This window comes from Dyella choica, assembly GCF_003977665.1.
Lineage (GTDB): Bacteria > Pseudomonadota > Gammaproteobacteria > Xanthomonadales > Rhodanobacteraceae > Dyella_B > Dyella_B choica.
The window spans coordinates 104527-130260 of sequence record NZ_RYYV01000006.1 but is presented as its reverse complement, the minus strand read 5'-3'; the positions used below and the strand labels follow the sequence as shown (position 1 = coordinate 130260).

Genomic DNA, 25734 nt, shown 5'->3' with positions numbered 1-25734 from the left:
CCACAGCCGTCTACCGTAACATCGGGCTTGGCCGACGCCGTTTGTAGGCGATCGCTTAAACCGCAGTCGAGATTCGCAGCTCGACCCGCATCGACGTCACGCCATCTCGCCACGCAATTCGCGCACGCGCTCTTCCAGCACCGCGGCATCCACTTCCTCGGCAGGCCGTGGCGCATCCATCACCAATTCCACCCGCGCGCGGAATCGCCGAGGCAGGCGCGCCCGCCGCAGCATCGAATCACGCCGGCTCCATACACTGCCCCACAAACCGCGCAAGGCCATCGGCACCACCGGCACCGGACGACGGGAGAGTATCTTTTCGACGCCGGCCCTGAACTGCGCGATTTCACCATTCTTGGTCAGGCCGCCTTCGGGGAAAATACACACCAGCTCGCCATCCGCCAGCGCGGCATCGACAGCGTCGAAGGCCTGCTGCAGCACCGCCGGGTCTTCCTTCTGCCCCGCGATCGGAATCGCCTTCGCGGTCTTGAACACGAAGTGCAGCAGCGGGATCTTGAAGATCTTGTAGTACATCACGAAGCGCGCGGGGCGGCGCAAGCTGGCCATCAGGATCAGCGGATCCATGAAGCTCACATGGTTGCAGACCAGCAGAGCCGGCCCTTCCTCCGGCAGATGCTTCATCCCGTCCACGCGAATGCGATACAGCGTGTTCACCAGCACCCAGGTGATGAAGCGCATCAGGAATTCGGGCACCAGGGTGAAGATATACCCAGCCACCATCACGTTGAGCAGCGCCGCCACCAGGAACACCTGCGGCACGGTCAGGCCCCATCGATCGAGCATCAGGCCGAACAGGGAGGCCACCACGATCCACAACGCATTGAGGATGTTGTTGCCGGCGATCACGCGCGACAGTCGATCGCGGGGCGTGCGCGCCTGCACAAAGGCGAATAGCGGCACCACGTAGACGCCGGAAAACACCCCGATCATGGTCAGGTCGAGCACGATGCGCCAGCTGCCTGGCGCCAGCAGGAAGACCGACCAGTTTCTCGCCGCCTGCCCGTCGACCGCAGCCGGTCCGCGCAGATAGACATCCAGCGCAAAGATCGTCAGGCCGAACGCCCCCAGCGGCACCAGGCCGATCTCCACGCGGCGGCCCGACATCTTTTCGCACATCAACGCACCGATCGCGGTACCCACGGAAAACAGCACGAGCACGCAGGTGTAAACGGAAGCATCGCCGCCCAGCGCCAGCTTGGCGTACATCGGCAGGTGCGCTAGCACCAGCGTACCGAAGAACCAGTACCACGATATGCCCAGGATCGCGTTGAACACCGCCCGGCTTTCACGCGTAATGCCCAGCACCCTGACCGTTTCGGACAGCGGATTCCAGTTGAGCTTCAGATCGGGCGCCGTGGCGGGCGCCGCTGGAATCAGGCGGCTGGCCAGATAGCCGACCACGGCGATGCCGATGGTCATCGCCGCGGAAAAATGCGAGCCCAGGCCGGCAATCTGCATCACCTCGACACCCGCGATCAGCCCGATCAGGATGGCCATCTGCGTACCCATTTCCACCAGGCCATTGCCGCCCACCAGTTCGGACGGTTTCAGCGCTTGCGGGAGAATCGCGTACTTGATCGGGCCGAATACGGTCGAGTGCATGCCCATCATGAACAGCACGGCCAACAGCAACGGCAACTGATGTGCGATGAAGCCATAGGCCGCTAGCACCATCGCCAGGATTTCGAACAGTTTCACGTAGCGGATGATGCGCGTCTTTTCGAAGCGTTCCGCCAGTTGCCCGGCCGTGGCCGAAAACAGGAAATACGGCAGGATGAACAAAGCTGGCGCAAGGTTGTTGTACAAGCTGATTTCGCTTTGCGGCAGCGCCAGCTGGTAGGACACCAGCGCCACCATGGCGCTGCGAAAGGCATTGTCGTTGAACGCACCCAGCGCCTGGGTCCAGAAAAACGGTGCAAATCGTCGACTGCCTAGCAGGGCGAACTGGCTCATGCGTATCCTTGGCAAAGAAGCTGCCCCGTAGCGTAGCCGGAAATGACCGGCGACATCGAATCCGTCCGCGGCGGGACTCTCGACACATGCCCGGGCGAAATCGGCATGGGAGGATGGCCCGTAGCCGGTCTGCAAACCTGGAGGCAGTGGATGCGCAAGACTCCCCTGGACGATCTAAAACTGCACGTGAAGTTCAAGCTTTCCGCGCTGTGGACAGCCCTCATGTTCTGCTACATCTACGGCGATTACTTCGGCTTGTACGTGCCCGGCCAACTCAAAGGCATGCTCGAAGGACAGGGGCCGGTCGGTCCGACCACCCAGGGCAGCCTGGCGGGCACCGCCTTGTTGCTCGCCATTCCGGGCGTCATGGTTTTTCTTTCCCTGGTATCGCCGCCGGTACTGAGTCGCTGCCTGAACCTCCTGTTCGGGACGCTCTATACACTGATCATGCTCGCCACGATGCCGGGCGCCTGGGTTTTCTACATCCTGCTCGGCGTCATCGAAGTCATCCTCACCGGATCGATCGTCTGGTATGCGTGGACGTGGCCAAGGACCGCGGGCATGCAGCGTGAAGCCCCATAGCTGACCAACTCATGCTCTGGCTGATCGCTGCCGACGCTGTATTGGCCTTGCATCTGGGCTTCATCCTGTTTTGCACGTTGGGCGCCGTATTGGCGCTGAAATGGCGCTGGATTCCCTGGCTGCAATTGCCGGCAGCGATATGGGGGGTGTGGGTGGAAGCAAGCGGATGGATCTGTCCGCTGACGTCCATCGAAAATGACTTTCGTGTTCGCGCTGGGGCAACGGCGTATCAAGGCGACTGCCTGGGGCATTACCTGACCGCCACGATCTATCCCGAAGGACTGACTCGCAACATCCAGTTCGTGCTCGGCACGATCGTATTGCTGATTAACGTTTCGGTGTACGCCCGGCTCTTGGGCAAGCGCAGCAGGCGACGCTCCTGAACCGTGGCGTATGCTTGGGTAATGGACACACCGTTCAACGAGCACACCATGCTGATCACCGGAAGCTGCCACTGCGGCAACATCGCCTACTCGCTCGACTGGGCGCCCGATCCCAAGGAAATTCCCGCACGCGCCTGCACGTGTACGTTCTGCACCAAACACGGCGGCGTGTGGACGGCATATCCGGCGGGCTGCCTGAAGATCCGTGTAAAGGACCCGGCGCAGGTGTCGCGCTATGCGTTCGGCACCGAAACGGCAGACTTCCATATCTGCAAACGATGTGGCGTGGTGCCGTTGGTTACCAGCTCGATCGACGGACAGGACTACGCCGTGGTGAACGTGAATACGTTCGAGAACGTGGATGCCTCGATGCTGCAACGCTCTTCCTCGAACCTGGACGGCGAAAACACCGGTGACCGCCTGGCGCGACGCAAGCGGAATTGGATCGCAAACGTCACGTTCCTACCATGATGCGCTCCCTCCCCTGCTTGCAGGGGAGGGCTGGGGTGGGGTTGCACGAGCTTGCCGCAGAATTTGAATTCACCGCGAGGTTGCTACACCCCACCCCAACCCTCCCCTACTCCACGTAGGGGCGGGAGCAGATGGCGGTAGCGGTGAACAATACGCCGAGGAACAAAGCCCTTAACCGCGATGCAGCGCGCGGTGCGCAATGTCTTTGCGGCAGAACGCGCCATCGAAGTGAAGCTTCTTGATGCTGTCATACGCGTGCTCGCGCGCCACCGCGATGTCCTTGCCGAGCGCGCAGACCGTCAGTACACGACCGCCGGCCGTGATCACCCGGCCCTGCGCGTCGAGCTTGGTGCCGGCGTGGAAGACCTTCACCTCCGCGCCGAAATCCGCGTCCAGGCCTTCGATCGCATCGCCCGTCTTCACCTTCGCCGGATAACCGCCGGCGGCCATCACCACGCCGATCGAGGGACGCGCATCCCATTGCACATGCGTGCGATGCAGCTCGCCATCGAGCGCGGCTTCGATCAGGTCGACGAAGTCGGACTTCAGGCGCAGCATGATCGGCTGCGTTTCCGGATCGCCAAAGCGCACATTGAACTCGATCACCTTGGGGGCGCCGTGCTTGTCGATCATCAGGCCGGCGTAAAGGAAGCCGATGAAAGGCGCGCCCTCGGCGGCCATGCCGCGCAGCGTCGGTTCGATCACTTCCTTGAGGATGCGCTTTTCCACTTCCGGCGTAACCACCGGTGCCGGCGAATACGCGCCCATGCCGCCGGTGTTGGGGCCGAGGTCATTGTCGTCGCGGCGCTTGTGGTCCTGGCTGCTGGCCATCGGCAGTGCGTGCGCACCATCGCTCATGACGATGTAGCTGGCCTCCTCGCCGTCCAGGAATTCTTCGATCACCACGCGAGCGGAGGCGTCGCCGAAGGCGTGGCCGCCAAGCATTTCGTGCAGTGCCAGTTCGGCATCGGCGAGGGTGAGCGCCACCACGACGCCCTTGCCGGCGGCCAACCCATCGGCCTTGATGACGATGGGCGCGCCGTGTTCGCGCACATAAGCCAGCGCCTTGCTGAGTTCGGTGAACACCGCATAGCGCGCGGTGGGAATGTTGTGGCGGAGCAGGAAATCCTTGGCGAAGGCCTTGGAGCCTTCCAGCTGCGCGGCGATCGCGCGCGGCCCGAAGATGCGCAATCCCGCCGCGCGGAACTTGTCGACCACGCCGGCCACCAGCGGCACTTCCGGGCCGACCACGGTCAGCCCGACCTTCTCGGCCTTGGCAAGCCGGAGCAGGCCTTCGATGTCGGTGACAGCCACCTCGGCGTTGCGCACCCCGTGCTCGCGCGCCGTGCCGGCGTTGCCAGGGGCCACGATCACTTCGCCCACGCGCCGCGACTGCTTGAGTTTCCACGCCAGCGCGTGCTCGCGGCCGCCGTTGCCGATCACCAGAACCTTCATGCCCACTCCAACTGCCAAAACCACAAAAGAACGCGCATTGTAGGCTGGGATGACGATCTCGGCATCAGAAAGCCTGAGCAGCTGGGATGGTCATTCCCGCCTACAGGAGCCCGCGAGAGTCAGGCATGCAGCATCTCCAGCAAGGCCGCCCGCGGCAGCTTCCCGGTTTCATTGCGCGGCAGACTCTCCACCCGTCGTAGCGGGCGCGGCAGGAACACCGGATCGATCGACGCGCGCAGCGCATCGAGAATGCCGTGCTCGTCCAGGGCAGGCGCCACCGCCAGCGCCGCAATCCGCCGCACGCCGATCGCATCGGCCTCGTCCAGTTGGAACACCACCCCGTCTTCCACGCCGGGAACGTTCAACAGCCGGCGGGTGAGATCGCCCAATGAAGCGCGCTTGCCGGCGATTTCCAGCAGGTCGGCATGGCGTCCGCGCAGCTCGAAGCGGCGGCCCTCGTCGTGCAGGCTCACGATGTCCGCCAGCACGGCGGGCGCGTCCAACTGCGGCGCTTCGATCTGAGTGCCGTCCGGTTGCGGATGCAGATGCACGCCGTGATACAGCGACCAGCAGCTTTCAACGGTCACGCGCCGAGAGGCGAACGCACAGGTTTCGGTGGAACCGAACACCTCCAGCAGCGGTGCATGGAAACGCTGCTCGGCCTCCCCTGCCAGCTCCGGCGGCAGGGGTGCCGTGGCGGACAGCATCGCCGCCAAGGGCGGCAAGCTCACGCCGGAAGCGATTAGCGCACGCAGATGGACTGGCGTGGTCACCAGCACGCGTGGCACCGGCATCTCCTCCAGGGCATTGGCGATGTCGGACGGAAAGAACGGACGGCCCGAATGGACCTGCACGCTGCCCAGCAACGGCAACAGGATCGACATTTCCACGCCGTAGATGTGTTGCGGCGGCACCGTGGCCACCACGGAAAACTGCTCGCCCACCACCCGCTGCAGCAACGCCAGGTTGCCGGCTGTGCTGGCATGCAAGCTGCGCCAGCTTTTGGCATTCGAGCGCGGCGTGCCGGTCGAGCCGGAGGTATAGCCCACCGCCACCGTTTGCAGCGCGGGAATCGCCGGCCAGGCCATTTCGCCGGAGACGGCTTCATCCACGGGCAACGGCGGCAGTACGTGGTACCGGTGTGGCGCCGGATGCAAGGGCCGGTCGCCTACCGCATGGCAGCCTGGATGCGCCGCCATCACTTCAGCCACCGCCTGCGGTGCCCGCGATGGGGGCAATAGGTTGGCCTGACCGCGCAGCGCGATGGCGCAGAACGCGACCAGAAAGGCGTAACGGTCTTCGCACAGGTTCACTGCGGCAGGCGCTTCCGGCAATTGCGCGGCAACCCGCTGCACATGCGCGACGAATTGCGCGGCAGTGACCGTAAGGCCGTCATGCAGCGCCACCACGCGGCGCGCATCGTCCACCTTCAACAGAGGCAGCAGTCGCGCCGCTTCATCGCGTTGGTAGGTGTCGTAGACGATCGCCACACTTAGACTCCAGGTAGATGTCCATACAAACCCTGTGCCGGCCAGGTCGGTCGGTGGCTGGCGGTGTTCGGGATTTGCCCCTAATCCTCGCTCCGGCGGCTGAATCGGCGCCTACCGCGCCCTGCCGAGGTTCTGCGGGATTCAGCTTCGAATGATAGCGCCGGTCAGCGCGTCGCGGATGGTGGTGGGTTGGGATGAGCCGCCCAAAGGGGCATCCACCACGCCATCCAGCGCATCGCCGAAGTAAGCCGCCACCGTAGCCACGTCACGCGCCGGCGGCTGGCCGTGCGGATTGGCACTGGTGGAGACCAGGGCGCCACCGAAGCTGCGGCACAGCGCGGCGGCCGGCCCATGCGCAGTGACGCGCAAGGCAATCCCTTCGTGCGCGCCTGCCACCCAGTCCGGAACCTCCGCGCTACGCGGGAACACCCAGGTATACGGCCCGGGCCAACTCCCCCGCACCTGGGCCAGCACGCCCGGCGGCACTTTCGTCATGTCCACGTAGCGGGTGACTTGCTCGAAATCGGCGGCGATCAACAGCACGCCCTGCGTGGCGGGGCGCTGCTTGAGGGCGAAGATGCGTTCGAACGCGGCGTGGTCGTGGGGGTCGCAGCCGAGGCCGAAGACGGCTTCGGTGGGATAGGCGATGACGCCGCCGGTGCGCAGGACGTTGGCGACTTCGGCAAGCTCGGCGAGGGCGTAGAACTTGGGCATGTCATGTCCAGTTCCCTCCCCTGCTTGCAGGGGAGGGCTAGGGTGGGGTCGTACGAGCTTGCGGCCATGCTTGAGTTCATCGCGGGGTTACTTCACTCCACCCCAGCGCTCCCCTACTCCACGTAGGGGAGGGGGCAAATTGCGCAGGATTAAGCTCCAGCCTTCTTGCTCGCCGCTTTCTTGGAGGTCGTCTTCTTGCTCGCCGTTTTCTTGGTGGCGGTCTTCTTGGCCGCCGCTTTCTTGGGAGCGGCCTTCTTCACCGCCGCCTTCTTCGCAGGCGCTTTTTTCGCCGAGGCCGTCTTCTTGCCGAAGCGCCCCTTCTTCACCGGTGCGGCCGCCAGCAGTTCCAGGCACTGCGTTTCGGTCAGTTCCTTCGGCTCCTGGTCCTTGGGAATGCGCGCGTTCTTTTCGCCATCGGTGATGTACGGACCAAAGCGGCCGTTGAGCACCTGCACGCCGTTGCCGAAATCCTTGATGATGCGGTTGGCGATCAGCTCGAGCTTTTCCTGCACGATCTGCAGCGCGCGCGGCAGCTCGATGGTGTAGGGATCATCCTCGGCCTTCAGCGAGGCATAGGTGCTGCCCTGCTTCACGAACGGGCCGAAGCGGCCGACGCCCACGCTTACCTCGTCGCCGTTTTCCGCCTGCCCCAGCTTGCGCGGCAGCTTGAACAGCTCCAGTGCTTCTTCCAGCGTGATGGTGTGCATGCTCTGGCCGGGACGCAACGAAGCGAACTGCAGCTTTTCGTCGGTGTCCTTGTCGCCGATCTGCGCGTACGGTCCATAGCGCCCCAGGCGCACCGAGACCGGCTTGCCGCTCTTCGGATCGCCACCCAGTTCACGCGCGCCGGTGGCTTCGCTGCGGTCGACCGATTCGGTCTTTTCTTCCACCTGCTGCTTGAACGGCTCCCAGAAGCGGCGCATCAGCGGCACCCAGGCTTCTTCGCCGCGGCTCACTGCATCGAGCTCATCCTCCAGTCGGGCGGTGAAATCGTAGTCGACGTACTGGGTGAAGTGCTGAGTGAGAAACTTGCTCACCGCACGGCCCACGTCGGTGGGGCGGAAGCGGCGGTTGTCCAGGTACACGTATTCGCGGTTCTGCAGCACCTGGATGATGCTGGCGTAGGTGGACGGCCGGCCGATGCCGTACTCCTCCAGCGCCTTCACCAGGCTGGCTTCGGAGTAGCGCGGCGGCGGCTCGGTGAAGTGCTGGTCGGCGAGGATGTCGCGCAACGGCACTTGCTCGCCCTTGGCGAGCCGGGGCAGGCGGCGGCCTTCGTCGTCGTCCTCAGCGCTCTTCTGGTCGCGGCCTTCCTCGTACACCGCCAGGAAGCCCGGATCGACCACGGTGGTGCCGGTAGCGCGGAACGCGGCGTCGCCGCCCTTCACGTGCTTGAGATCGAAATCCACCGACACCGTGTTCAAGGTGGCGTGGATCATCTGGCAAGCCACGGTGCGCTTCCAGATCAGCTCATACAGCTTGCGCTGGTCGTCGGTGAGGAACGCAGCCACTTCGCGCGGCGTGCGCAGCGCTGAAGTCGGCCGGATCGCCTCGTGCGCTTCCTGCGCGTTCTTCGACTTGGTGCGGTACAACTGCGGGTGATCCGGCACGGCCTTGGGGCCGAAGTCGCGCGCAATCAGCTGGCGCAGCTCGCCCAAGGCTTCATCCGACAGCGCAGTGGAGTCGGTACGCATGTAGGTGATCAGGCCGACGTTGCCCTCGCTGCCGAGGCTCACGCCTTCGTACAGGCCTTGCGCGATCTTCATCGTGCGTGTGGTGCCGAAACCGAGCTTGCGCGCCGCCTCCTGCTGCAAGGTGGAGGTGGTGAATGGCGGCGCGGGGCGACGCTTGCGTTCCTTGCTGCCTACTTCGCTGACCGTGAGCTGGCCGTGCGCGGCCTCCTTCAGCGCCGCACGCGCGGCCATCGCATCGGCCTCGTTGGTGAGGTCGAATTGCTCGAATTTCTTGCCGTGGAGCTTGGTCAGGCGCGCACTGAAATCGCCGTCGGCGTGCTTGAGCTGCGCTTCCACCGTCCAGTATTCGCGCGCCACGAAGGCTTCGATTTCTTCCTCGCGCTCCGCGATCATGCGCAGCGCCGGGCTCTGTACACGACCGGCGGACAAACCACGCTGCACCTTGCGCCACAGCACCGGCGAAAGATTGAAGCCGACCAGGTAGTCCAGCGCGCGGCGCGCTTGTTGCGCATCCACCATGTCGTGCGAGAGCTTGCGCGGCGCGGCCACGGCGGCCTTGATCGCGCGCGGCGTGATTTCGGAGAACACGACCCGGTGCAGCTTCTTGCCTTGGACCAGGCCGCGTTCCTTGAGGATCTCGCTGATGTGCCAGCTGATCGCCTCGCCCTCGCGGTCCAAGTCGGTGGCGAGGTAGATGTCGTCGGCCGCCTTGGCCGCCTTGGCGATCGCATCCACGTGTTTTTCGTTGCGCTCGATCACCTCGTACTTCATGGCGAAATTGTGCTCGGTATCGACCGCGCCCTCCTTCGGCAGCAGGTCACGCACGTGGCCATAGGAAGCCAGGACCTGAAAGTCCTTGCCGAGGTATTTGTTGATCGTCTTGGCCTTGGCCGGCGACTCGACGATGAGCAGATTCTTTGCCATGTGGCGTGGGGTTCCGGAAGTCCTACTGCGGCCGTTCCTGAACGGCCGCCTATTTATAGTTGGGGCACGCCGGCTTGACGACTGTCAAGCTGGCGCACGTGAAATCGCGGCGCAGTGCGCCTTTCAAGCCACCGCGCTAGAGCCTGGGCAAGCGTTGGTAGCGCCCACCCGGCAAGCCCTCCACCCAACCCTCCAGCTCCAGCATGAGCAGCATGGATGACAACTCGGCGGCAGTTTGCCCGGTCCGCTCCGCCAGCTCGTCCAGGGCCAGGGGATCGTGGCTCAACACGTCCAGCAGCCGCCGGTAGTCCGGATCGTCATGCCAGCCGCCAAGCGCCGGCCCGCTGCTGCCGGCGGAGGCCGGTGGTGCCCGTTCCAGGCGCAGGGCCAGTTCGGCGCCCAGCGCCCGGGCGGCGGGCACCAGGCTTTCGACCACTTCCGAGGCACTCTCGACCAGCCGCGCACCATCCCTGATCAGGCGATGGCAGCCGCGGGCGAGCGGATTATGGATGGAACCGGGCAGCGCGAATACCTCCCGCCCCTGCTCGCCGGCCAGGCGGGCGGTGATCAGGGAGCCCGACTGCAGTCCGGCCTCGATCACGAGCGTACCCAGCGCCAGCCCCGCGATGAGGCGGTTGCGGCGCGGGAAGTGATCCGCCCGCGCCGCCGTGCCGGGCGGAAACTCGCTCACCAGCGCGCCTTGCGCCACCACGCGGGCGGACAGTTCACGGTGCTTGCGCGGATAGACCAGGTCCGGCCCGGTGCCGATCACGGCGACCGTGGCCTGGCCGGCCTCCAGCGTAGCCTCGTGGGCGGCGCCGTCGATCCCGTCGGCCAGACCGCTGGTGACCACGAAGCCTGCCAGCGCCAGCTGGCGGGCGAAGGCCCGGGCATTGGTCTTGCCCGCGCTACTCGCGCTGCGCGCCCCTACAATCGCCACCTGCGGGCGCAGCAGCAGGCAGGCGTCACCCGCCACGAACAGCGCAACAGGCGGCTGTGGGATGGCTTCCAGTTGAGGTGGAAAGTCCGGGTCGATGCAGCACAGCAGCCGATGGTTCGGCTGTCCCAGCCAAGCCAGGTCGGCGGCAAGGCGGGCTTCGTCGGGCTGTTCCAGCCATGACCGCGCCTCTACCCCCAGCGTCGCCGCGTGGCGTCGCAAGCGCGCCACCACTTCGCCGATCCGTCCGTTGGCGGCCGCCAGGCGTTCACGCAGGCCGGTCGGCCCTATGCCCGGCGTACGCAGGGCCACCAGCCAGTCGCGCAATGGGCCTTGCTCGCTCATGGGGCGAGTCTACGCGAGGGCGAAAACTGGCACGGCGCGGGATTACCGCGCCGTGCTGTGAGCTTTGTCGGGAATTTATTCTGGCAGCCTGACGCGCGCGCCCTTACGCACCGGCTTGAGTCCATCCATGACCAGGGCGTAGCTGACCCGGTCGAAGGTGCGGAAGACCATCACATGGCCGACGTACTCGTCGGGCAGGGTCACCCACTTGTGGCTGCTGCGAAGCCAGCTGCTGTGGTTGACGTCGTCGGGCACCTTTTCGCCCGGCTGCCACAGCGCGTAGGTCGTGCCGTTGTCCACACCGTCCTTCGAGCCCACTGACAGCACCACCACATCGTAGGGGCCGACCTGGCTGGTGCGCTCCTGCGCAAAGGCGATCACGCGGCCGTTTTCCGGCAGGTTCTTGGGCGGATGCGGGTAGTAGTAGGGGTCGTAAGGATTGTCGTCGACCGGCATCAGGCGGTCGCCGGCGCGGATTTCCATGGTCGAGTTCAGCACCAGCAGGGTGGCCGGATCGCCGCCGCGCAGCACCTCCGCATCACCGATGACCGCCACTTCCATGCCCAGCACATCGCCGTGCTTGTAGTAGTGCTCGGGAGTGACCTCCTTGTTGAGCTCGGTGGGCCATTCCTCGATCCACGGCGTTTCCTGGGTGGCGACGTCGGAGTCGGTGACGTTGGCCGACATTTCATCGCTCTGCTGGGCCTGATCGCCGCCGTGGGTGCGGAACATGTGCGTGGGGCGCACGATCGCCCAGCGCTGGCCCGGCTGGGCATTGAGCTTGCGCACGTAGATATTGCGCCCCGGGGTACCGGCGATGTCGGCTTCTTCGAAGCCCATCACGTAGGGGGCATTGTCCACCTCGTTCGGATCGACCACGCGCGAATCCCGCAGGGACGGCTTGATCTTGTCCAGCGGAACGGCGGGGATGGCCTCGCCCTCATGGCGCGCCGACGGCTCCAGGCGCAGCGCCGGCCCGCCGTTGACGAAGGACAGGTCCAGCACGTCGCCCGGATAGATCAGGTGCGGATTGCGCACCTGCGGGTTGGCCTGCCAGATTTCCGGCCACAGCCAGGGCTTGGACAGGAAGCGCCCGGAAATGCTCCACAGCGTATCGCCGCGGTGCACGGTGTAGTTGTCGGGGTGATCGGCGCGAAGCTGAGCACCGGCCGCATAGACGGCCACGGTAACCAGCATGCCAGCCAGCAGCCCAATGGACTTTCTGATCATAAACGGGAATCCCCCACTCCCCCTACGCTGGGGCGAGTGTAACCGAAGCATTAATCCAAGCAACACGCGTCAGTTGGCAAATTCGTGCGCCGACAGCATGTTGAAGCACGTACAATAACCACATTCTAGACTGCGGCCGGGCTGGCTTTTTACCAATTCGCCCGCATTTCCGGCGTCTGAAAGGTAGTTCTGCCATGTCCGTCCTGACCATCCTTGAATTTCCCGACCCGCGCCTGCGCACCAAGGCCGCCCCGGTGACCGAGTTCGATGCTGCATTGAAGCAGTTCATCGATGACATGTTCGAGACGATGTACGCCGCCAACGGCGTAGGTCTGGCCGCCACCCAGGTCAACGTGCACAAGCGCGTACTGGTGGCGGACATGAGCGAGGAGCGCGACCAGCCGCTGGCCCTGGTCAACCCGGAGATCCTCGAGAAAGACGGCACCCAGGTGTACCAGGAAGGCTGCCTGTCCTTCCCCGGCATCTTCGCCGACGTGACCCGGGCGCTGAAGGTGAAAGTGCGCGCACAGGACGCGCAAGGCAAAACCTTCGAACTGGAAGTGGAAGGCCCGCTGGCCGTGTGCATCCAGCATGAGATGGACCACCTGGCCGGCAAGGTGTTCGTCGACTACCTGTCGCCGCTGAAGCGCTCGATCCTGCTCAAGCGCCTGGAGAAACAGCGCAAGCAGGCCGCGAACGCGTGAGCCTCAGGATCGTTTTTGCCGGCACCCCGGAATTTTCCGTCCCCTGCCTCGAAGCCTGCCGCGCCAGTGGTGCCGAGGTCGTGGCCGTCTATACCCAGCCGGACCGCCCAGCTGGTCGTGGGCGCAAGCTCACGCCCAGCCCCGTGAAGCAGGCTGCATTGGCCGCCGGCATCCCGGTCGACCAGCCGGTAACGCTGAAGACTGCCGAGGCGCGAGCCACACTGGAAGCCTATCGACCGGACCTGATGGTAGTGGTCGCCTACGGCTTGATCCTCTCGCGCAAGGTGCTGGCGATTCCGCGCCTCGGTTGCTGGAACGTGCACGCCAGCCGGCTGCCGCGCTGGCGTGGCGCCGCGCCAATCCAACGCGCGATCCTGGCCGGCGACGGCGAAACCGGCGTCGGCCTGATGCAGATGGAAGCCGGTCTCGACACCGGCCCGGTGCTGCTCGAGCGCTTCACGCCGATCACCCAGGAGGACACTGGCGGCTCGCTGCATGACCGGCTGTCGCTGCTGGGCGCCGATGTGCTCGCCGAAGGCTTGCGCCGCACCCTCGCGGGCGAAACGCTGCCGGCCACGCCGCAATCCGAGAGCGGCGTGATGTATGCGCACAAGCTGGAAAAAGCCGAGGCACGGCTCGATTTCTCGCGCCCCGCGTTGGCGCTTGAGCGACAAGTACGCGCCTTCGATCCATGGCCGGTGGCCGAAGCTGAAGTGGCGGGCGAGAACGTACGCATATGGGCTGCGCATTGCATCGATCAATCGCACCATGCTGCGCCCGGCAGCGTGGCCGCCGCTCAACGCGACGGGATCGACATCGTTTGCGGTGAAGGCCTGCTGCGCGTGACAGCGCTGCAACGTGCCGGCGGCAAACGCATCACCTCAGCCGATTACCTCAACGCCCGCCCCGAACTGCGCAGCGCACGATGAACGACACGCGAGCCCTTGCCGCGCAGGCGCTGGCGGATATCGCATTGCGTGGCGTATCGCTACGCGACGCCATGGAGCAACGCGCGCCGAAGTTACGCGATCCACGCGATCGCGCGTTGCTCACCGCCTTGCTGAGCGACGGTGCCCGCTGGTGGCTGCGCTTCGATGCCGCGCTCGATCGTCTGCTGGACAAGCCGCTGCGCCGCAAGGAGCCCGAGGTCCATGCGCTGCTGGTGCTGGGCCTGGTGCAGCTGGAAATTCTTCAACTGCAGGATTACGCCGCCGTCGCCGCCACCGTGGAAGCGACCCGCGCGCTCAATCGCCCACGCCTGGCCGGCCTGGCCAATGCCGTGTTGCGCCGCTGGCAGCGCGAGCGGGCCAGCTTACTGGCCGAATTGGACGCGCAGCCGCAAACGCGTCATGCAATGCCCCCCTGGCTGGTGCGGGCCGTGGCGACCGATTGGCCCGAGCAGGCCGATGCCGTGTTCGCCGACAGCGGCCGCGAGCCACCGCTCATGCTGCGGGCCAATCGCCGCCGGACCTCGCGCGAGGCTCTGATCGAACAACTGCTTTGCGCCGGTTACAACGCTGCAGCGCATCCGTGGCTGGCCGATGGCATCGTGCTGCCGCACAGCAGCGACGTCACGCGCATGCCTGGTTTCACGCAAGGACAGTTCGCCGTGCAGGATGGCGCCGCGCAAGTGGCTGCCGATCTGCTCGACGTGCGTGACGGCCAGCGCGTGCTGGACGCCTGCGCCGCGCCGGGCGGCAAAGCCTGTCATTTGCTGGAGCGTGCGGACATTGTGCTGACCGCAGTGGAATTTGACGGCAGCCGCGCTACGCGAATTCGCCAGAACCTGGAGCGGCTCGGCCTGCAGGCGAATTTGCGCATCGGCGACGCGGCCGAGCCATCCTCGTGGTGGGATGCCCAGCCTTACGACCGCATTCTGATCGACGCCCCCTGCTCCGCCACCGGCGTGTTGCGCCGCCGCCCGGACGTGCGCCTGCACCGGCGCGCCAGCGACATCGAGGCGCTGGTCATGCAACAGCAACGAATTCTTGTTGCACTGTGGCCGCTGCTTGCTGCGGGTGGAAGGCTGGTTTATGTCACCTGCTCGTTGCTGCGCGGCGAGAATGAAGCCGTAGTCGAACAGTTTCTCGCCAGCCACGGGGACGCGCAGGTGCTGCCGGTGCAGCTGCCGGTCGGACAAGCCGCTACCGTCGGCTGGCAGATCCTTCCAGGCGATGGCGATCTCGACGGCATGTACTATGCCGTGCTTGAACGTCGGTAGCGCCGGCGCACGCCGCAAACTTGGCCCACCTCTGCGTGCAGGGGTGGGGTGGGACGGAGCTCTCACGCCTTGCGGCAAGCTCGGACACCTTCCTCCCATCCTCCCCCTGCCGGCAGGGGGAGGGTAAGAATTCGGACGCGTGCATGTCGAACCTCGCTGTTACCGCCCAGGACCGCCGCCAATTCTGGCTGCTCGCGTTGTTCGCCATCCTGCTGCTGGGCATCGGTATCGGCCTGCGCCATCCCTGGCCCTCCGACGAACCTCGCTACACGCTGGCGGCCAGGCAGATGGTGGAAAGCAGCGACTGGCTGTTCCCACACCGCGGCGTCGAGCTGTATGCCGACAAGCCGCCGATGCTGTTGTGGCTGGAGGCGGCCAGCTTCGAACTGACCCGCAGCTGGCGCGTTGCCTTCATGTTGCCCTCGTTCCTCACTGCACTTGGCACGCTGTGGCTGATCTACGACTTAGGGCTGCGCTTGTGGAACCCCAAGGTCGGCCGGTACGCGGCGCTGGCCGCGCTGATGTGCATCCAGTTCGTGTTCCAGGCCAAGCGTGCGCAGATCGATCCGCTGGTGGTGTTCTTCATCACCGCCGCGAACTGGGGCCTGCTGCGACACCTGTTGTGCGGTCCCAACTGGCCACTGTATTGGTTCGGCTGCTTCTGCGCGGGCCTGGGCGTGATCACCAAAGGCGTGGGCTTTCTGGCGCTGCTGATGCTGCTGCCCTATCTATGGGCTGCGCTACGCCGCTGGGATGGCATCGCGACGATCGACAACGGCAAGTGGTGGCGCTGGCTGCTTGGCCTGGTGGCTCTGCTGGCGGCCATCGACCTGTGGCTGATGCCGATGCTGCTGGCCGCCCGCGCCCATGCCGGGGACCCCGTCTATGCGGCCTATGTGGGCAACATCCTGCTCAAGCAGACCGCGCACCGCTACGCGAATGCCTGGCACCACCTGCACGGGCCGTTGTTCTATTTGCCGCTGATGGTCTACAACTGGTTGCCGCTGTCGCTTACCTATCCCGGCACATTGCCGCGCTGGTGGCAGGCGCTGAAGGCGAAGGACGCACGCATCCTGCTGCCGCTGGGCTGGATCGTGCTCACGCTGCTGTTCTTCAGCGCCTCGGGCGGCAAGCGCGACGTGTACATCCTGCCGATCGTGCCGATGCTGGCGCTGATCACCGCACCCTATCTCGAAGAAATGCTCGCGCAACGATGGCTGCGCGCGCTCGGCGCCAGCTTCCTGCTGTTGATCGGCGGCTGCATGCTGGGCCTGGGTATTTACGCACTGGCTACGCATCCGGCGTTCGCTGCCAAGCTCGCTTACGATCGCGGTTTCGACGGTCCGGCCGACAGCTTGTGGTGGATGTGCATCGTGATCGGTGCCGCACAATGGCTCGCGCTGGCGATTTTCCGTTTGCGCCGCGTGCACTATGCCATCGCCGGCGGCTTGTTCGCGTTGTGGATGGTATGGGGCCTGTGGGCTTACCCCTTGCTCGACGACAGCAGTTCGTCGGCCGGCTTGATGAATCGCGTCGGCGCACACCTCGCTGCGCAAGATGAAATCGGCCTGGTCGACTGGAAAGAGCAGAACATGCTGATGCTCGACCGGCACGCGGTGGATTTCGGCTTCAGCGCGCCATCCGCCCGGCAGTTCGTGCTCGCGGTGCAATGGCAGGCAGCTGCGCCTGCCACGCGCTGGCTGTTCGTGCAGGAGCCGGCCATGGGCCGCTGCGTGGACCGCAGCAAGGCCATCGACGTTGGCCACGCGAATCGGCGTGATTGGTGGCTGTTCAAGGCCGATGCGGTGATCGCCGGCTGTGTGCCGACGAACGACAACGACGAAGCGGAATGATGCACATGCCCGGAATCCAGCAGCTGTTGTATCGCATCGGGAACAAGCCAGGCACCGTGCGTCCGAACTCCGCAATCCAGTGGGAAGCAGGGATGCTTGCCCTGGGTTTGTTCCTGCTTCACCAGCTCATCGAGTGGGGAATAGCAGTCGTCTACCATCACAGCGTGCTGGATATCTGCCACTGGGACTGCCTGCGCTATGTCGCACTGGCCGAGCAGGGTTACCCGGCTGCGGTGACGACCAGCGACCACATGGAGAACTGGGCGTTCTTTCCTTTGTTTCCGCTGCTGATACGCGCCGGGGTTGCGTTGACGGCAAGCCCCGCGCCACTCGTGGCCGTCCTGTTGGGAAAACTGCTCTTCCTCGGCTCGATCTACGCTTTCATCCTGTTTGCCAGGAAATACAGCAACACGTTGCCGGCCCTGTACCCGGCGCTGATCGTTACGCTGAGCCCTTATGCCGTGTACGGCAACAGCGGCTATACCGAACCGCTGTTCCTGCTGCTGACCTCGGTCTTCTTCCTGCTTCTCAAGGATCGGCGCTTCCTGGCCTGCGGCCTGGTCGGCATGCTGCTATCGGCCTCACGCGCCCCGGGAATCCTGGCCACCCTGCCTTATGCGCTGGTTGCCCTGCAAAGCCTGCGCACAGCCAATTGGGAACAGCGCAAGGAAATCGTGCTTGGCGGCTTGTTGATCCCCTTGGGGCTGGGCCTGTTCATGTTTCATCTTTACCACCGCATGGGTGACGCGCTCGCTTTTCTCCATGTGCAAAAGGCGTGGGGGCGCAACTTCGGCAACCCACTGACGGTGATTGCGGCTGGCATCCGCCAGGGCACCATCCACCTGGACTGGGCGCTGATGTCGCTTACGGCGGTAGTCGCCGCGTTGCTGTTGATCGCCATGCAGGATGCGGCACTGGGCGTGTTCTCGCTGGTCAGCCTGCTGATTCCGCTATCGTCCGGACTGCAGTCGATGCCTCGTTACATCTGGTGGCAGGCGCCCCTGCTGTTGCTGCTGGCGCAAGCAATGAAGTGGCGTGCCGCGCGCCTGGCGCTGATCCCTTTGTTCGCCGCCGGGATGGTGTACATGTACATCGCCTGGATGATGGGGAAATCCTGGACCACATGAAGCGACTCTATCCCCTGCTCATTCTGGCGCTGCTCGCGTTTTACGCGGTGCTGGCCTGGTATGCCTTCCATCCTGCCGTCGGTGACCCTTACCGGCAGATCTACCTGGAGTCGTAACTTAAGTGCCGAATCGTTCCCAAGCGATCCGCTGCCAGGTGATCGGTCGCGACAATGGCGCGGGCCTCAGCCGCGATCTGGCTTTGCTCACCCGCAACCTGGCTCGCGCCGAAGCAGACGTGACCGCATCCGCCCTGCCACATCGAGGCCGCCTGGCCGAATGGGGGACCCGCTTGCGCCTCATGGGCCGCCCTCCCGCTTTCGATCTCAACATCATGCTCGAACGCATTCGGCCGGAGTTCGCGCGCGCAGCGCGACGCAATGTGTTGATTCCCAATCCGGAATACTTTCGCCCGCGCGATCGCGCAGCCCTCAAGACCATCGACACGGTGTGGGTGAAGACTCGCCATGCCGAGCGGCTGTTCCAGGCGCTCGGCATGCCGGTGCGCTACATCGGATTTGCCAGCATGGATTGCCTGCGCAGCGATATTCCGCGCCAAAACAGTTTTTTCCATGGACCGGGACGCAGCAACAACAAGGGTACGCAGGCGCTGCTGGAACTATGGGCTCAACACCCCAAGTGGCCGGTCCTGACGGTGGTATGGCGGCGCAAGCGCACCGAAGCGATCGAGATACCGGCCAACGTCAAGTTGATCAATCATCACCTCGATGACGACGCCTATCGTCGCCTGCAGAACGCGCATCGCTTTCATCTATGCCCGTCGCAAACCGAAGGTTACGGGCACTACATCGTGGAAGCGATGAGCTGCGCGGCGGTGGTGATCACCCTGGATGCGGAACCCATGCACGAACTCATCGCCCCTGGACGCGGTATCCTGGTGCCGGCACGAAAGTGCGGTCAGCAGGATCTTGCTGACCGGTATGGCTTCGAGGCGCAAGAAATGGCGGCGGCGATCGAGCGCTGCATTGCCATGACAGACGCGCAGGCCCAAATGCTGGGCAAAGCCGCCCGCAACTGGTACGAGAACGAGGTCGGCGCGTTTCCGAAACGGCTGAGCGAGGCTCTGATTGCGTAGGCTTAGGATGACCATCCCGGCTTTCCGCACAGCCAGACGTTACAGCCATGCTCCAGTCAGCCTTCTTCATCTAGCTTAACGCCTCCTCATCCAGAGCCCACGCGTGCACGAACAGTCCCCCTACAGCCAGAAGCGCTATTGGACGCTGTCCATCCTGCTGGCCAGCATGCCGCTATGTTTTGCCGTGCCCTACAAGGCGAAGGTGCTCCTGATCGCCGCACTATGGGTAAGCGGGTTGGTGCTGCTGGCGATGCGCCAGGACCTCCGGCGCGTCTACCGCGGGGCCGGCATCGTCATGCTGGTTTGCGTGCTCAACATTCTTTACTCGGCACTCAACATCCTCAGCCATCGCTCCGGCTGGGCGGCGTTCGACCTTGAGGGCCAGGAGCTGCTGTTCCTGGGCATGGCCGCCGTGTTTGCGCTGCCGTTGCGTTGGAACCTGGTGTGGCTGGGCTTCAGCCTCACCGCCTGCCTGTTGGGCGGCACCAGCGTCATGCAGCATTACGTGACCGGCATCGAACGCCCCTACGGGCTCAACAATGGCGAATGGGGCGCGATTGAATTTGCCATGTTCCTGCTGGTGCTGGCCTTGCTCGCCATTGTCCAGCTGCTGCGCAAGCAGACTTCCTGGCCGGAAAAAGCGGTGCACGCATTGGGCGCAGGCCTGGCCGTGTATGGGGCGTTGCTGAGTCAGAGCCGGGGCCCTCTGCTGGCCTTTCTCGCGGTATTCGTCGTGTTGATGCTGATACACGGCAAGCGTGTTGGCCAATGGCGGCGCACCGTCACCGTGATCAGCCTGCTGCTTGCCGGTGTGACCCTGGTGGCGACCTTCGTGCAACCGCAAATCCTGGAACGGTTCGTCCAGGGGCATACCGAGGCGAGCAGCTACGACCATGCGCATGAAACCGTGGGGTCGGTGGGCGAGCGGCTGGAGCTGTGGCGCACCGCCAAGCAGGCTTTCGTGGAGCATCCCGTTGCCGGCGTCGGCTCCGGGCGATTCGGGCAATACGTGCGTGAGCAGGTGAAGTCGCACCACAGCGATGATGCCATCGTGCAATACGAGCACGCTCACAACGAATACCTGGAAGCTGCCGCCACCGGCGGGCTGCCGGGGCTGATCGTCATCTTGCTGGTGCTGTACGTACCGTTGGTTTATTTCCTTTTCAACGTGCTGGCAGCCAGGGAAGACACGGCGGCGGCGGCCATGTGCGGATTCGCGGCAAGCGGGATTTACGCCTTGTGCGCCTTGACCGATAACGTATTTTATCGCGCCATGCCGCACTCGCTGTATTTCCTGCTGATCACCGGGCTTGCCGTGCTGGTGGCAAGGCAACGAAACGCAGCCGCGCAGTCCTGACCATGGCGCACATCAACCTCATTGCTTGGGACAACAACCGGGGCATGACGCATGACTTGCGCCTGCTGCGGCAGGCGCTGGAGGCGCTGGGACACCAAGTGACGCTGGCCGACGCCGGCCCCAAACGCAAGCACGGCGCGTGGAAAGCTCGCTCGTTGCGCCTCAAGATGCTGCTGCGCTGGCTGCTGAGCGCCGGACGCAAACCACGCCGGCTCGACGTCAACATCTTTCTCGAACACGTACGGCCGGCCTTCCTCAAGCTGGCGCGTCGCAATGTGCTGATACCCAATCCCGAGTGGCTTTCCCAGCGCGATCGTCGCTGGCTTGACCATTTCGATGCCGTCTTCACCAAGACCCATTCGGCCACCACCACCATCCAGGCCTGGGGCCATCCGGCGACCTATATCGGCTTCCTGAGCGTGGATCGCCATGATCCTGAGGCACAACGCGAACCGATGTTTCTGCATCTGGCCGGCGCCAGTCGCATGAAAGGCACCGAGCGCCTGCTGGCCGTATGGCGCCGCCACCCGGAATGGCCTCGCCTGATCGTGCAGCAATCGCCGGACACCGCCGTCGTGGTCGAAGGCCACTCCGCGCAGAACCTGGATCACCGTGTCGGCTATCCGCGTGACATCGCTGAAATCGCCCAGCTACAGAACCGCTGCATCTATCACCTGTGCCTGTCCGAAGCGGAAGGCTGGGGGCATTACATCGTCGAAGCGATGGGTTGCGGCGCCGTGGTCTTGACTTGCGACGGCCAACCCATGAACGAACTGGTGCGGCCCGACCGCGGCTTGCTGGTGCAGGCGCAGGATGCCGGCCCGCAAAATGCGGCACGTCGCTACCTGTTCGATGAAGCCTCGCTGGAGGCGGCGATCGAGCGAATCATCGCCATGCCGGACGCCGAGCGCTCCGCCATGCAACAGCGGGCACGCAGCTGGTTTCTTGCCAACAACCAAGGCTTCCAGTCCCGTCTGGCGGATGCGCTGCAGCCGCTGCTGTAAGATCGCGGCATGCCGACCCTACCCTTCACGCTCGTTGTGATCACCCGCAACGAGGCGCAAAAAATCGCGCGCTGCCTGGAAAGCGTGCCCTTCGCCGCGGAAAAACTGGTGGTGGACAGCGGCAGCACCGACGACACGGTGGCCATTGCCCGAGCCCACGGCGCACGCGTGGTCCACCAGGATTGGCTGGGCTTCGGACCGCAGCGCAACTTTGCCGCCACCCAGTGCAGCCATCCTTGGATGCTGGTGCTGGATGCGGATGAGTACCTGACGCCGGAACTGGCAGACGAACTGCAGCGACGGCTGCCCGCCTTGATGGAAAGCGACGCTGCGGCGGCGATCCTGCGCCGGCATCTGATCTACATGGGCCGGCCGATGAGCTGGTATCGCCCGGCCGTCGGCGAAAAGATGGCGCGCTTCTACCATCGCGAGCGTGCCCGCTGGAGCGACGTGCGCGTGCACGAATCGCTGCAGTTCAAGGGGGCGTCACCTACCTTCCACGCGCCGTTCCTGCACGACAACAACCCCAGCCTGGTGGAGAAGCAGCTCAAGGTGCTGCTGTATTCCGAACTGAAGTGCCGCGACTGGCTGGACAAGGACAAGTCCGCCCGCATGTGGCAGCTGCCGTTCGTGTTTGCGCTGTCGTTTCTCAAGGACTATGTGCTGCGCCTGGGGTTCCTGGACGGCTGGCGCGGCTATGTGATCGCGCAAACCGCCGCCAGCTACGCCGCCTACAAACGCATGCGCTATTACGAAATGCGCGTGAATCCCGCTTCCCGCGAAACCGCGGCGGCGGCCCTGACCCGTAGTGGCCTGGATCATTGATGCCCAAACACTATCTTCTGTACGGATCCGAACGCTACGCGCTGGCCATCCTGCGCCCGCTGCAGCAAGCGATCCGCGCGCGCGGCGACGAAACCGCCTGGTTCTTCGACGGCCCCGGCGCGGAGGATCTGGTCGAAGGCGAGCGCCTGCTCAGCGTGCAGGAAGTGCGCCAGTGGAAGCCGATCGCGGTGGTCACGCCGGGCAACCACCTGCCGCATTTCTTTCCGGGCATAAAGGTGGAAGTGTTCCACGGCTTCAATGCGGGCAAGCCCAAACACATCTATATCCGTGGCTTCTTCGACCTGTATTGCACCACCGGCCCGCGCGACACGCGGCCCTTCGGTGCGCTCGCGCAGAAGCTCGGCCATTTCGCCGTCACCGAAACCGGCTGGCCCAAGCTCGACCCCTTCATGCATGAGATCGCCGGTGCGCTGCCGCCCGTGCGCACACCGCCGGTGATTCTCTACCACTCCACGTTCTCGCCCTCATGGAGCGCGGCGGAGACCTTGTACGAAGAAGTGAAGCGTCTTTCGCGCGACGGCCGCTGGCGTTGGATCGTCTCCTTCCATCCCAAGATGGAGCCGGCGACGGTGGCCAAGTACAAGGCGCTTCAGAACGAGTACCTGAGCTTCGCCGAAAACGACAACATCCTGGAGCTGTTCCCGCAGGTCGACATGATGTGCTCGGACACCTCCTCCGCGCTGAGCGAGTTCCTGCTCACCGGCAAGCCGGTGGTGACGTTCAAGAACCGTGCGCCGGGACCGCAGCTGATCGATATCCACGAAGCGGCCCAATTCGAACCGGCGATCGAGCGCGCCCTGTCGCGTCCGCCGGACTTGATGCAGGCGATCAAGGACTTCGGCGAAGCGATCCATCCGTATCGCGATGGGCGCTCCAGCGAACGCGTGCTGGCGGCGATCGATGCTTTCATCGCCGCGGGCGGGCGCAACCGCAAGCGCAAGCCGCGCAACTGGTGGCGGAAATTCAGGCTGCGCAAGCGTATCGGCTATTGGGGCCCGGCCTAATCTCCTAGCCTGCGTAGGCTGGGATGACCATCCCAGCATCGCGATGCCACCTGCATGGCAATGCTGGGTTTCGCAACCCAGCCTACCGATTTTGGCACTGCTGGTAAGGGCCAGCGAAGACCAACCGGCTAGAATCCGCCCACCGTCACCCCAAGGCGCCCGCCGTGGCCACATCCAACACCTACCGCCGCTCCGAAGTCCTGCGCAGCCTGTGGCCCTGGCTGCCGCTGTGGACCGTGGTGGCGCTAGTGGCGATCTTCTCGCACGGTCCGATGCCGCTGTACTCCACCCGCACCCTCGCCGTGGCGTGGGAGATGTGGCGCGACCACAACTGGCTGGTGCCGCACATCAACGGCGAGCCCTACAGCGAAAAGGTGCCGCTGCTGTTCTGGCTGATCCATGCCGGCTGGCTCGTGTCCGGCGTGAACGACGTGTGGCCGCGCGTGCTGGAAGTGATCTTTGGCGGCGTCCAGCTGGTGCAGTTGTCGGTGCTTGCAGGTCGCTTGTTTCCGGCTCGTCCATGGGTGCAAAAAGCCGCGCCGTGGATGCTGCTGGCCTTGTCCTATGCCTTCCTGTTCGGCCTGCAGGTCATGTACGAAGTGCTGCTGGCCGATTGCGTGCTGGGCGCCTTGCTGTGCCTCACGCCGACGCTGCGCCGCACCGAACCGCGCTGGCTGCTGTTCGGCGTGCTGACCGGTGCGGGCCTGCTCACCAAGGGGCCGGTGATGATGCTGCACTTACTGTTCCCGTGGCTGTTGGGCCCGCTGTGGAGCGACTGGGCGCGCGAGCATCGCGCACGCTGGTATGGGCGTGGCGTGCTGGCCTTGCTGCTTGGCTTCGCCATGCTGTTGGCGTGGGCGATTCCGGCCGGCTTTGCCGGCGGCGAGGCTTATCAGCATCGCCTGTTCTTCACCCAGACCGCCGGACGCGTCGTGAACAACGCCCAGCAGTCGCAATCCGTGCAAAGCCATCCGCACTGGTTCGGCTGGTACCTGGTGTGGCTGCCGATGCTGCTGTTCCCTTTCACGGCGTGGCCACGCGCATGGGTGGCGATCGGCGCGTTGCGCAAGCCATTCGAAAGCGGCATCCGTTTCGCACTGTGCTGGTTGTTGCCGACGTTGCTGCTGTTTTCGGTGATCAGCGGCAAACAGTGGTACTACCTGCTGCCGGAATTCGGTGGCTGGATGCTGCTGCTGGCCGGCGCCATGGCGGTGCTGCGCGAACGAAACGCCAAACTCGCCGAGGGATACTGGCTGGGCAGCTGGCCGCTGGGCGTAGCCAGCATCGTCTTCGCGGGATTGCTGTTTGCCTTGCCGTACGTCACTGCCGGCCAGGCGTTCCATAACGCATGGGTGGAAGGCGCCGCGCCGTACAGCCGCACTTTCAGCGTGGGCTTCCTACTGCTCGGCTGCCTGCTGCTGCTGCGCGGACGCGGTGAAATGCGCCGCGTGGCCATCGCCGGTCTGCTCGGCGCCCTGGCGCTCAACACCCTGTTCACGCTGACGCTGTGGCACAAGTACGACCTGGCTCCCGCCACCGCACTGATTTCCGACGCGCAAGGCGCAGGTCACCCTGTCGCCTACGCCGGCAACTACGAGGGCCAGTTTCATTTCGCCGGCAGGCTGAGCCGGCCGATTGGGGAATTGCGCGACGGCATGGCGGTGCAGACGTTCGCCCTGGAGCATCCGGACGGCCTGGTCATCACCCACCCCGACCAGCTCGATGCCACGGCCTTGCGCTATGCCTTGCTGGCGCAGCCGTTCCGCTCGGCCTGGGTGGTGGTGTGGCCGGCGCCGACGTTGGCGATGTTGCAGGCGGGCCTCACCCCGCCGGAGCCGGCGGAGCCGCCGCGTGTTTTTCCTGCTGCCATCCCTTCGCTAAACGTGCCGCAGTCGTGAGCAGCACGTTGATCGACAGCCTGCGCAAGCAATGCGGAGGTCCGCGTGATGGCGCACTGCTGCGGTTTTCGTTGGGCAATGCGCTGCTCGGTGCCGGCGATCACGCGGCAGCGATCGAAGAATTTCGGCACGCGGTTTCGTTTGACCCTCACTATTCCGCGGCCTGGAAGCTGCTCGGCAAAGCCTGCCTGGCCGTGCACGACGAAGCTGGCGCAGCCGAGGCCTGGCGGCAAGGCATTGCTGTGGCGCAGCAGCGTGGTGACAAGCAGGCGGAAAAGGAAATGACGGTATTTCTGCGCCGCATTGAGGGCACGTAGGCTTACGTTGCAAAACCCAGCATTGCCGTGCATGCAGCTGCGCCATGCTGGGATTGCCATCCCAGCCTACGAAGCCTTCGCACGCGAGCGCCAACGTCACCCTTGCCGGAG

General features: G+C 64.7%; 22 protein-coding genes. 15 read left to right on the top strand and 7 right to left on the bottom strand.

Features of this window, described 5'->3' with window-relative positions:
* Positions 1-96: 96 nt before the first annotated feature.
* Positions 97-1974 (bottom strand): MFS transporter, encoded by a 1878-nt coding sequence (locus EKH80_RS09825; protein WP_126684575.1) that lies wholly within the window; start codon positions 1972-1974, stop codon positions 97-99.
* A gap of 150 nt (positions 1975-2124) precedes the next feature.
* Between EKH80_RS09825 and EKH80_RS09820 the strand changes: the two genes are divergently transcribed.
* Genes EKH80_RS09820 through EKH80_RS09810 form a run of 3 tightly spaced genes read left to right on the top strand, consistent with a single transcriptional unit; the run spans position 2125 to position 3410 of the window.
* Complete coding sequence (locus EKH80_RS09820) at positions 2125-2556, top strand: DUF6326 family protein (protein WP_126684574.1); 432 nt, start codon at positions 2125-2127, stop codon at positions 2554-2556.
* A gap of 11 nt (positions 2557-2567) precedes the next feature.
* Complete coding sequence (locus EKH80_RS09815) at positions 2568-2939, top strand: DUF2784 domain-containing protein (protein WP_126684573.1); 372 nt, start codon at positions 2568-2570, stop codon at positions 2937-2939.
* A gap of 21 nt (positions 2940-2960) precedes the next feature.
* Positions 2961-3410, top strand: a complete 450-nt coding sequence (locus tag EKH80_RS09810) for a GFA family protein (protein WP_230473585.1) — start codon at positions 2961-2963, stop codon at positions 3408-3410.
* A gap of 171 nt (positions 3411-3581) precedes the next feature.
* Here EKH80_RS09810 and purD read toward each other — a convergent pair whose 3' ends face one another.
* The 6 genes from purD to EKH80_RS09780 all read right to left on the bottom strand — a co-directional run bounded on the left by purD (position 3582) and on the right by EKH80_RS09780 (position 12199).
* Complete coding sequence (gene purD, locus EKH80_RS09805; protein ID WP_126684572.1) at positions 3582-4865, bottom strand: phosphoribosylamine--glycine ligase; 1284 nt, start codon at positions 4863-4865, stop codon at positions 3582-3584.
* Positions 4866-4984: 119 nt separating this feature from the next.
* Complete coding sequence (locus EKH80_RS09800) at positions 4985-6355, bottom strand: AMP-binding protein (protein WP_126684571.1); 1371 nt, start codon at positions 6353-6355, stop codon at positions 4985-4987.
* A gap of 141 nt (positions 6356-6496) precedes the next feature.
* Complete coding sequence (gene tsaC, locus EKH80_RS09795) at positions 6497-7069, bottom strand: L-threonylcarbamoyladenylate synthase type 1 TsaC (protein WP_126684570.1); 573 nt, start codon at positions 7067-7069, stop codon at positions 6497-6499.
* 149 nt (positions 7070-7218) lie between these two features.
* Positions 7219-9687 carry a DNA topoisomerase I gene (locus EKH80_RS09790; protein ID WP_126684569.1) on the bottom strand — a complete coding sequence of 823 codons (2469 nt, stop codon included), beginning with the start codon at positions 9685-9687 and terminating at the stop codon, positions 7219-7221.
* Positions 9688-9823: 136 nt separating this feature from the next.
* Positions 9824-10969, bottom strand: coding sequence for a DNA-processing protein DprA (gene dprA, locus EKH80_RS09785; RefSeq protein ID WP_126684568.1), 1146 nt, complete (start codon positions 10967-10969; stop codon positions 9824-9826).
* 75 nt (positions 10970-11044) lie between these two features.
* Positions 11045-12199, bottom strand: a complete 1155-nt coding sequence (locus EKH80_RS09780) for a LysM peptidoglycan-binding domain-containing protein (protein ID WP_126684567.1) — start codon at positions 12197-12199, stop codon at positions 11045-11047.
* 194 nt (positions 12200-12393) lie between these two features.
* On the opposite strand from EKH80_RS09780, the gene def reads away from it, so the two are divergent.
* The 12 genes from def (at position 12394) to EKH80_RS09720 (ending at position 25623) form a co-directional block, all read left to right on the top strand.
* A complete protein-coding gene (gene def, locus EKH80_RS09775; protein ID WP_126684566.1) occupies positions 12394-12903 on the top strand; it encodes a peptide deformylase in 510 nt (169 codons plus the stop codon).
* Positions 12900-13832 (top strand): methionyl-tRNA formyltransferase, encoded by a 933-nt coding sequence (gene fmt, locus EKH80_RS09770; RefSeq protein ID WP_126684565.1) that lies wholly within the window; start codon positions 12900-12902, stop codon positions 13830-13832. The genes def and fmt overlap by 4 nt, the downstream gene beginning before the upstream one ends.
* Positions 13829-15124, top strand: a complete 1296-nt coding sequence (gene rsmB, locus EKH80_RS09765; protein ID WP_126684564.1) for a 16S rRNA (cytosine(967)-C(5))-methyltransferase RsmB — start codon at positions 13829-13831, stop codon at positions 15122-15124. Before fmt ends, rsmB begins: the two co-directional genes overlap by 4 nt.
* Before the next feature lie 143 nt (positions 15125-15267).
* Positions 15268-16977, top strand: coding sequence for an ArnT family glycosyltransferase (locus tag EKH80_RS09760; protein ID WP_126684563.1), 1710 nt, complete (start codon positions 15268-15270; stop codon positions 16975-16977).
* Between the two features lie 5 nt (positions 16978-16982).
* On the top strand, positions 16983-18104 hold the full coding sequence (locus EKH80_RS09755; RefSeq protein ID WP_158628801.1) for a mannosyltransferase family protein: 1122 nt from the start codon (positions 16983-16985) through the stop codon (positions 18102-18104).
* Between the two features lie 121 nt (positions 18105-18225).
* Positions 18226-19197: a glycosyltransferase gene (locus EKH80_RS09750; RefSeq protein WP_126684561.1), complete on the top strand. Its 972-nt coding sequence runs from the start codon at positions 18226-18228 to the stop codon at positions 19195-19197.
* A gap of 103 nt (positions 19198-19300) precedes the next feature.
* Positions 19301-20554, top strand: a complete 1254-nt coding sequence (locus tag EKH80_RS09745) for an O-antigen ligase family protein (protein ID WP_230473583.1) — start codon at positions 19301-19303, stop codon at positions 20552-20554.
* Between the two features lie 2 nt (positions 20555-20556).
* Positions 20557-21558 (top strand): glycosyltransferase, encoded by a 1002-nt coding sequence (locus tag EKH80_RS09740; protein ID WP_126684560.1) that lies wholly within the window; start codon positions 20557-20559, stop codon positions 21556-21558.
* 9 nt (positions 21559-21567) lie between these two features.
* A complete protein-coding gene (locus EKH80_RS09735; protein ID WP_126684559.1) occupies positions 21568-22383 on the top strand; it encodes a glycosyltransferase family 2 protein in 816 nt (271 codons plus the stop codon).
* On the top strand, positions 22383-23408 hold the full coding sequence (locus EKH80_RS09730; RefSeq protein WP_126684558.1) for a CDP-glycerol glycerophosphotransferase family protein: 1026 nt from the start codon (positions 22383-22385) through the stop codon (positions 23406-23408). Before EKH80_RS09735 ends, EKH80_RS09730 begins: the two co-directional genes overlap by 1 nt.
* A gap of 164 nt (positions 23409-23572) precedes the next feature.
* Positions 23573-25306, top strand: coding sequence for an ArnT family glycosyltransferase (locus EKH80_RS09725; RefSeq protein WP_126684557.1), 1734 nt, complete (start codon positions 23573-23575; stop codon positions 25304-25306).
* Entirely contained in the window at positions 25303-25623 is a 321-nt protein-coding gene (locus tag EKH80_RS09720) for a tetratricopeptide repeat protein (RefSeq protein ID WP_126684556.1), read from the top strand. Before EKH80_RS09725 ends, EKH80_RS09720 begins: the two co-directional genes overlap by 4 nt.
* Positions 25624-25734: the final 111 nt, after the last annotated feature.

Coding starts and splice junctions, on each gene's coding strand:
- EKH80_RS09780 (WP_126684567.1), bottom strand. CDS start 12,199: ATGATCAGAAAGTCCATTGGGCTGCTGGCTGGCATGCTGGTTACCGTG.
- def (WP_126684566.1), top strand. CDS start 12,394: ATGTCCGTCCTGACCATCCTTGAATTTCCCGACCCGCGCCTGCGCACC.
- dprA (WP_126684568.1), bottom strand. CDS start 10,969: ATGAGCGAGCAAGGCCCATTGCGCGACTGGCTGGTGGCCCTGCGTACG.
- EKH80_RS09735 (WP_126684559.1), top strand. CDS start 21,568: ATGCCGACCCTACCCTTCACGCTCGTTGTGATCACCCGCAACGAGGCG.
- EKH80_RS09810 (WP_230473585.1), top strand. CDS start 2,961: ATGGACACACCGTTCAACGAGCACACCATGCTGATCACCGGAAGCTGC.
- EKH80_RS09820 (WP_126684574.1), top strand. CDS start 2,125: ATGCGCAAGACTCCCCTGGACGATCTAAAACTGCACGTGAAGTTCAAG.
- EKH80_RS09815 (WP_126684573.1), top strand. CDS start 2,568: ATGCTCTGGCTGATCGCTGCCGACGCTGTATTGGCCTTGCATCTGGGC.
- rsmB (WP_126684564.1), top strand. CDS start 13,829: ATGAACGACACGCGAGCCCTTGCCGCGCAGGCGCTGGCGGATATCGCA.
- EKH80_RS09730 (WP_126684558.1), top strand. CDS start 22,383: ATGCCCAAACACTATCTTCTGTACGGATCCGAACGCTACGCGCTGGCC.
- tsaC (WP_126684570.1), bottom strand. CDS start 7,069: ATGCCCAAGTTCTACGCCCTCGCCGAGCTTGCCGAAGTCGCCAACGTC.
- EKH80_RS09825 (WP_126684575.1), bottom strand. CDS start 1,974: ATGAGCCAGTTCGCCCTGCTAGGCAGTCGACGATTTGCACCGTTTTTC.
- EKH80_RS09740 (WP_126684560.1), top strand. CDS start 20,557: ATGGCGCACATCAACCTCATTGCTTGGGACAACAACCGGGGCATGACG.
- EKH80_RS09760 (WP_126684563.1), top strand. CDS start 15,268: ATGTCGAACCTCGCTGTTACCGCCCAGGACCGCCGCCAATTCTGGCTG.
- EKH80_RS09755 (WP_158628801.1), top strand. CDS start 16,983: ATGCCCGGAATCCAGCAGCTGTTGTATCGCATCGGGAACAAGCCAGGC.
- EKH80_RS09790 (WP_126684569.1), bottom strand. CDS start 9,687: ATGGCAAAGAATCTGCTCATCGTCGAGTCGCCGGCCAAGGCCAAGACG.
- purD (WP_126684572.1), bottom strand. CDS start 4,865: ATGAAGGTTCTGGTGATCGGCAACGGCGGCCGCGAGCACGCGCTGGCG.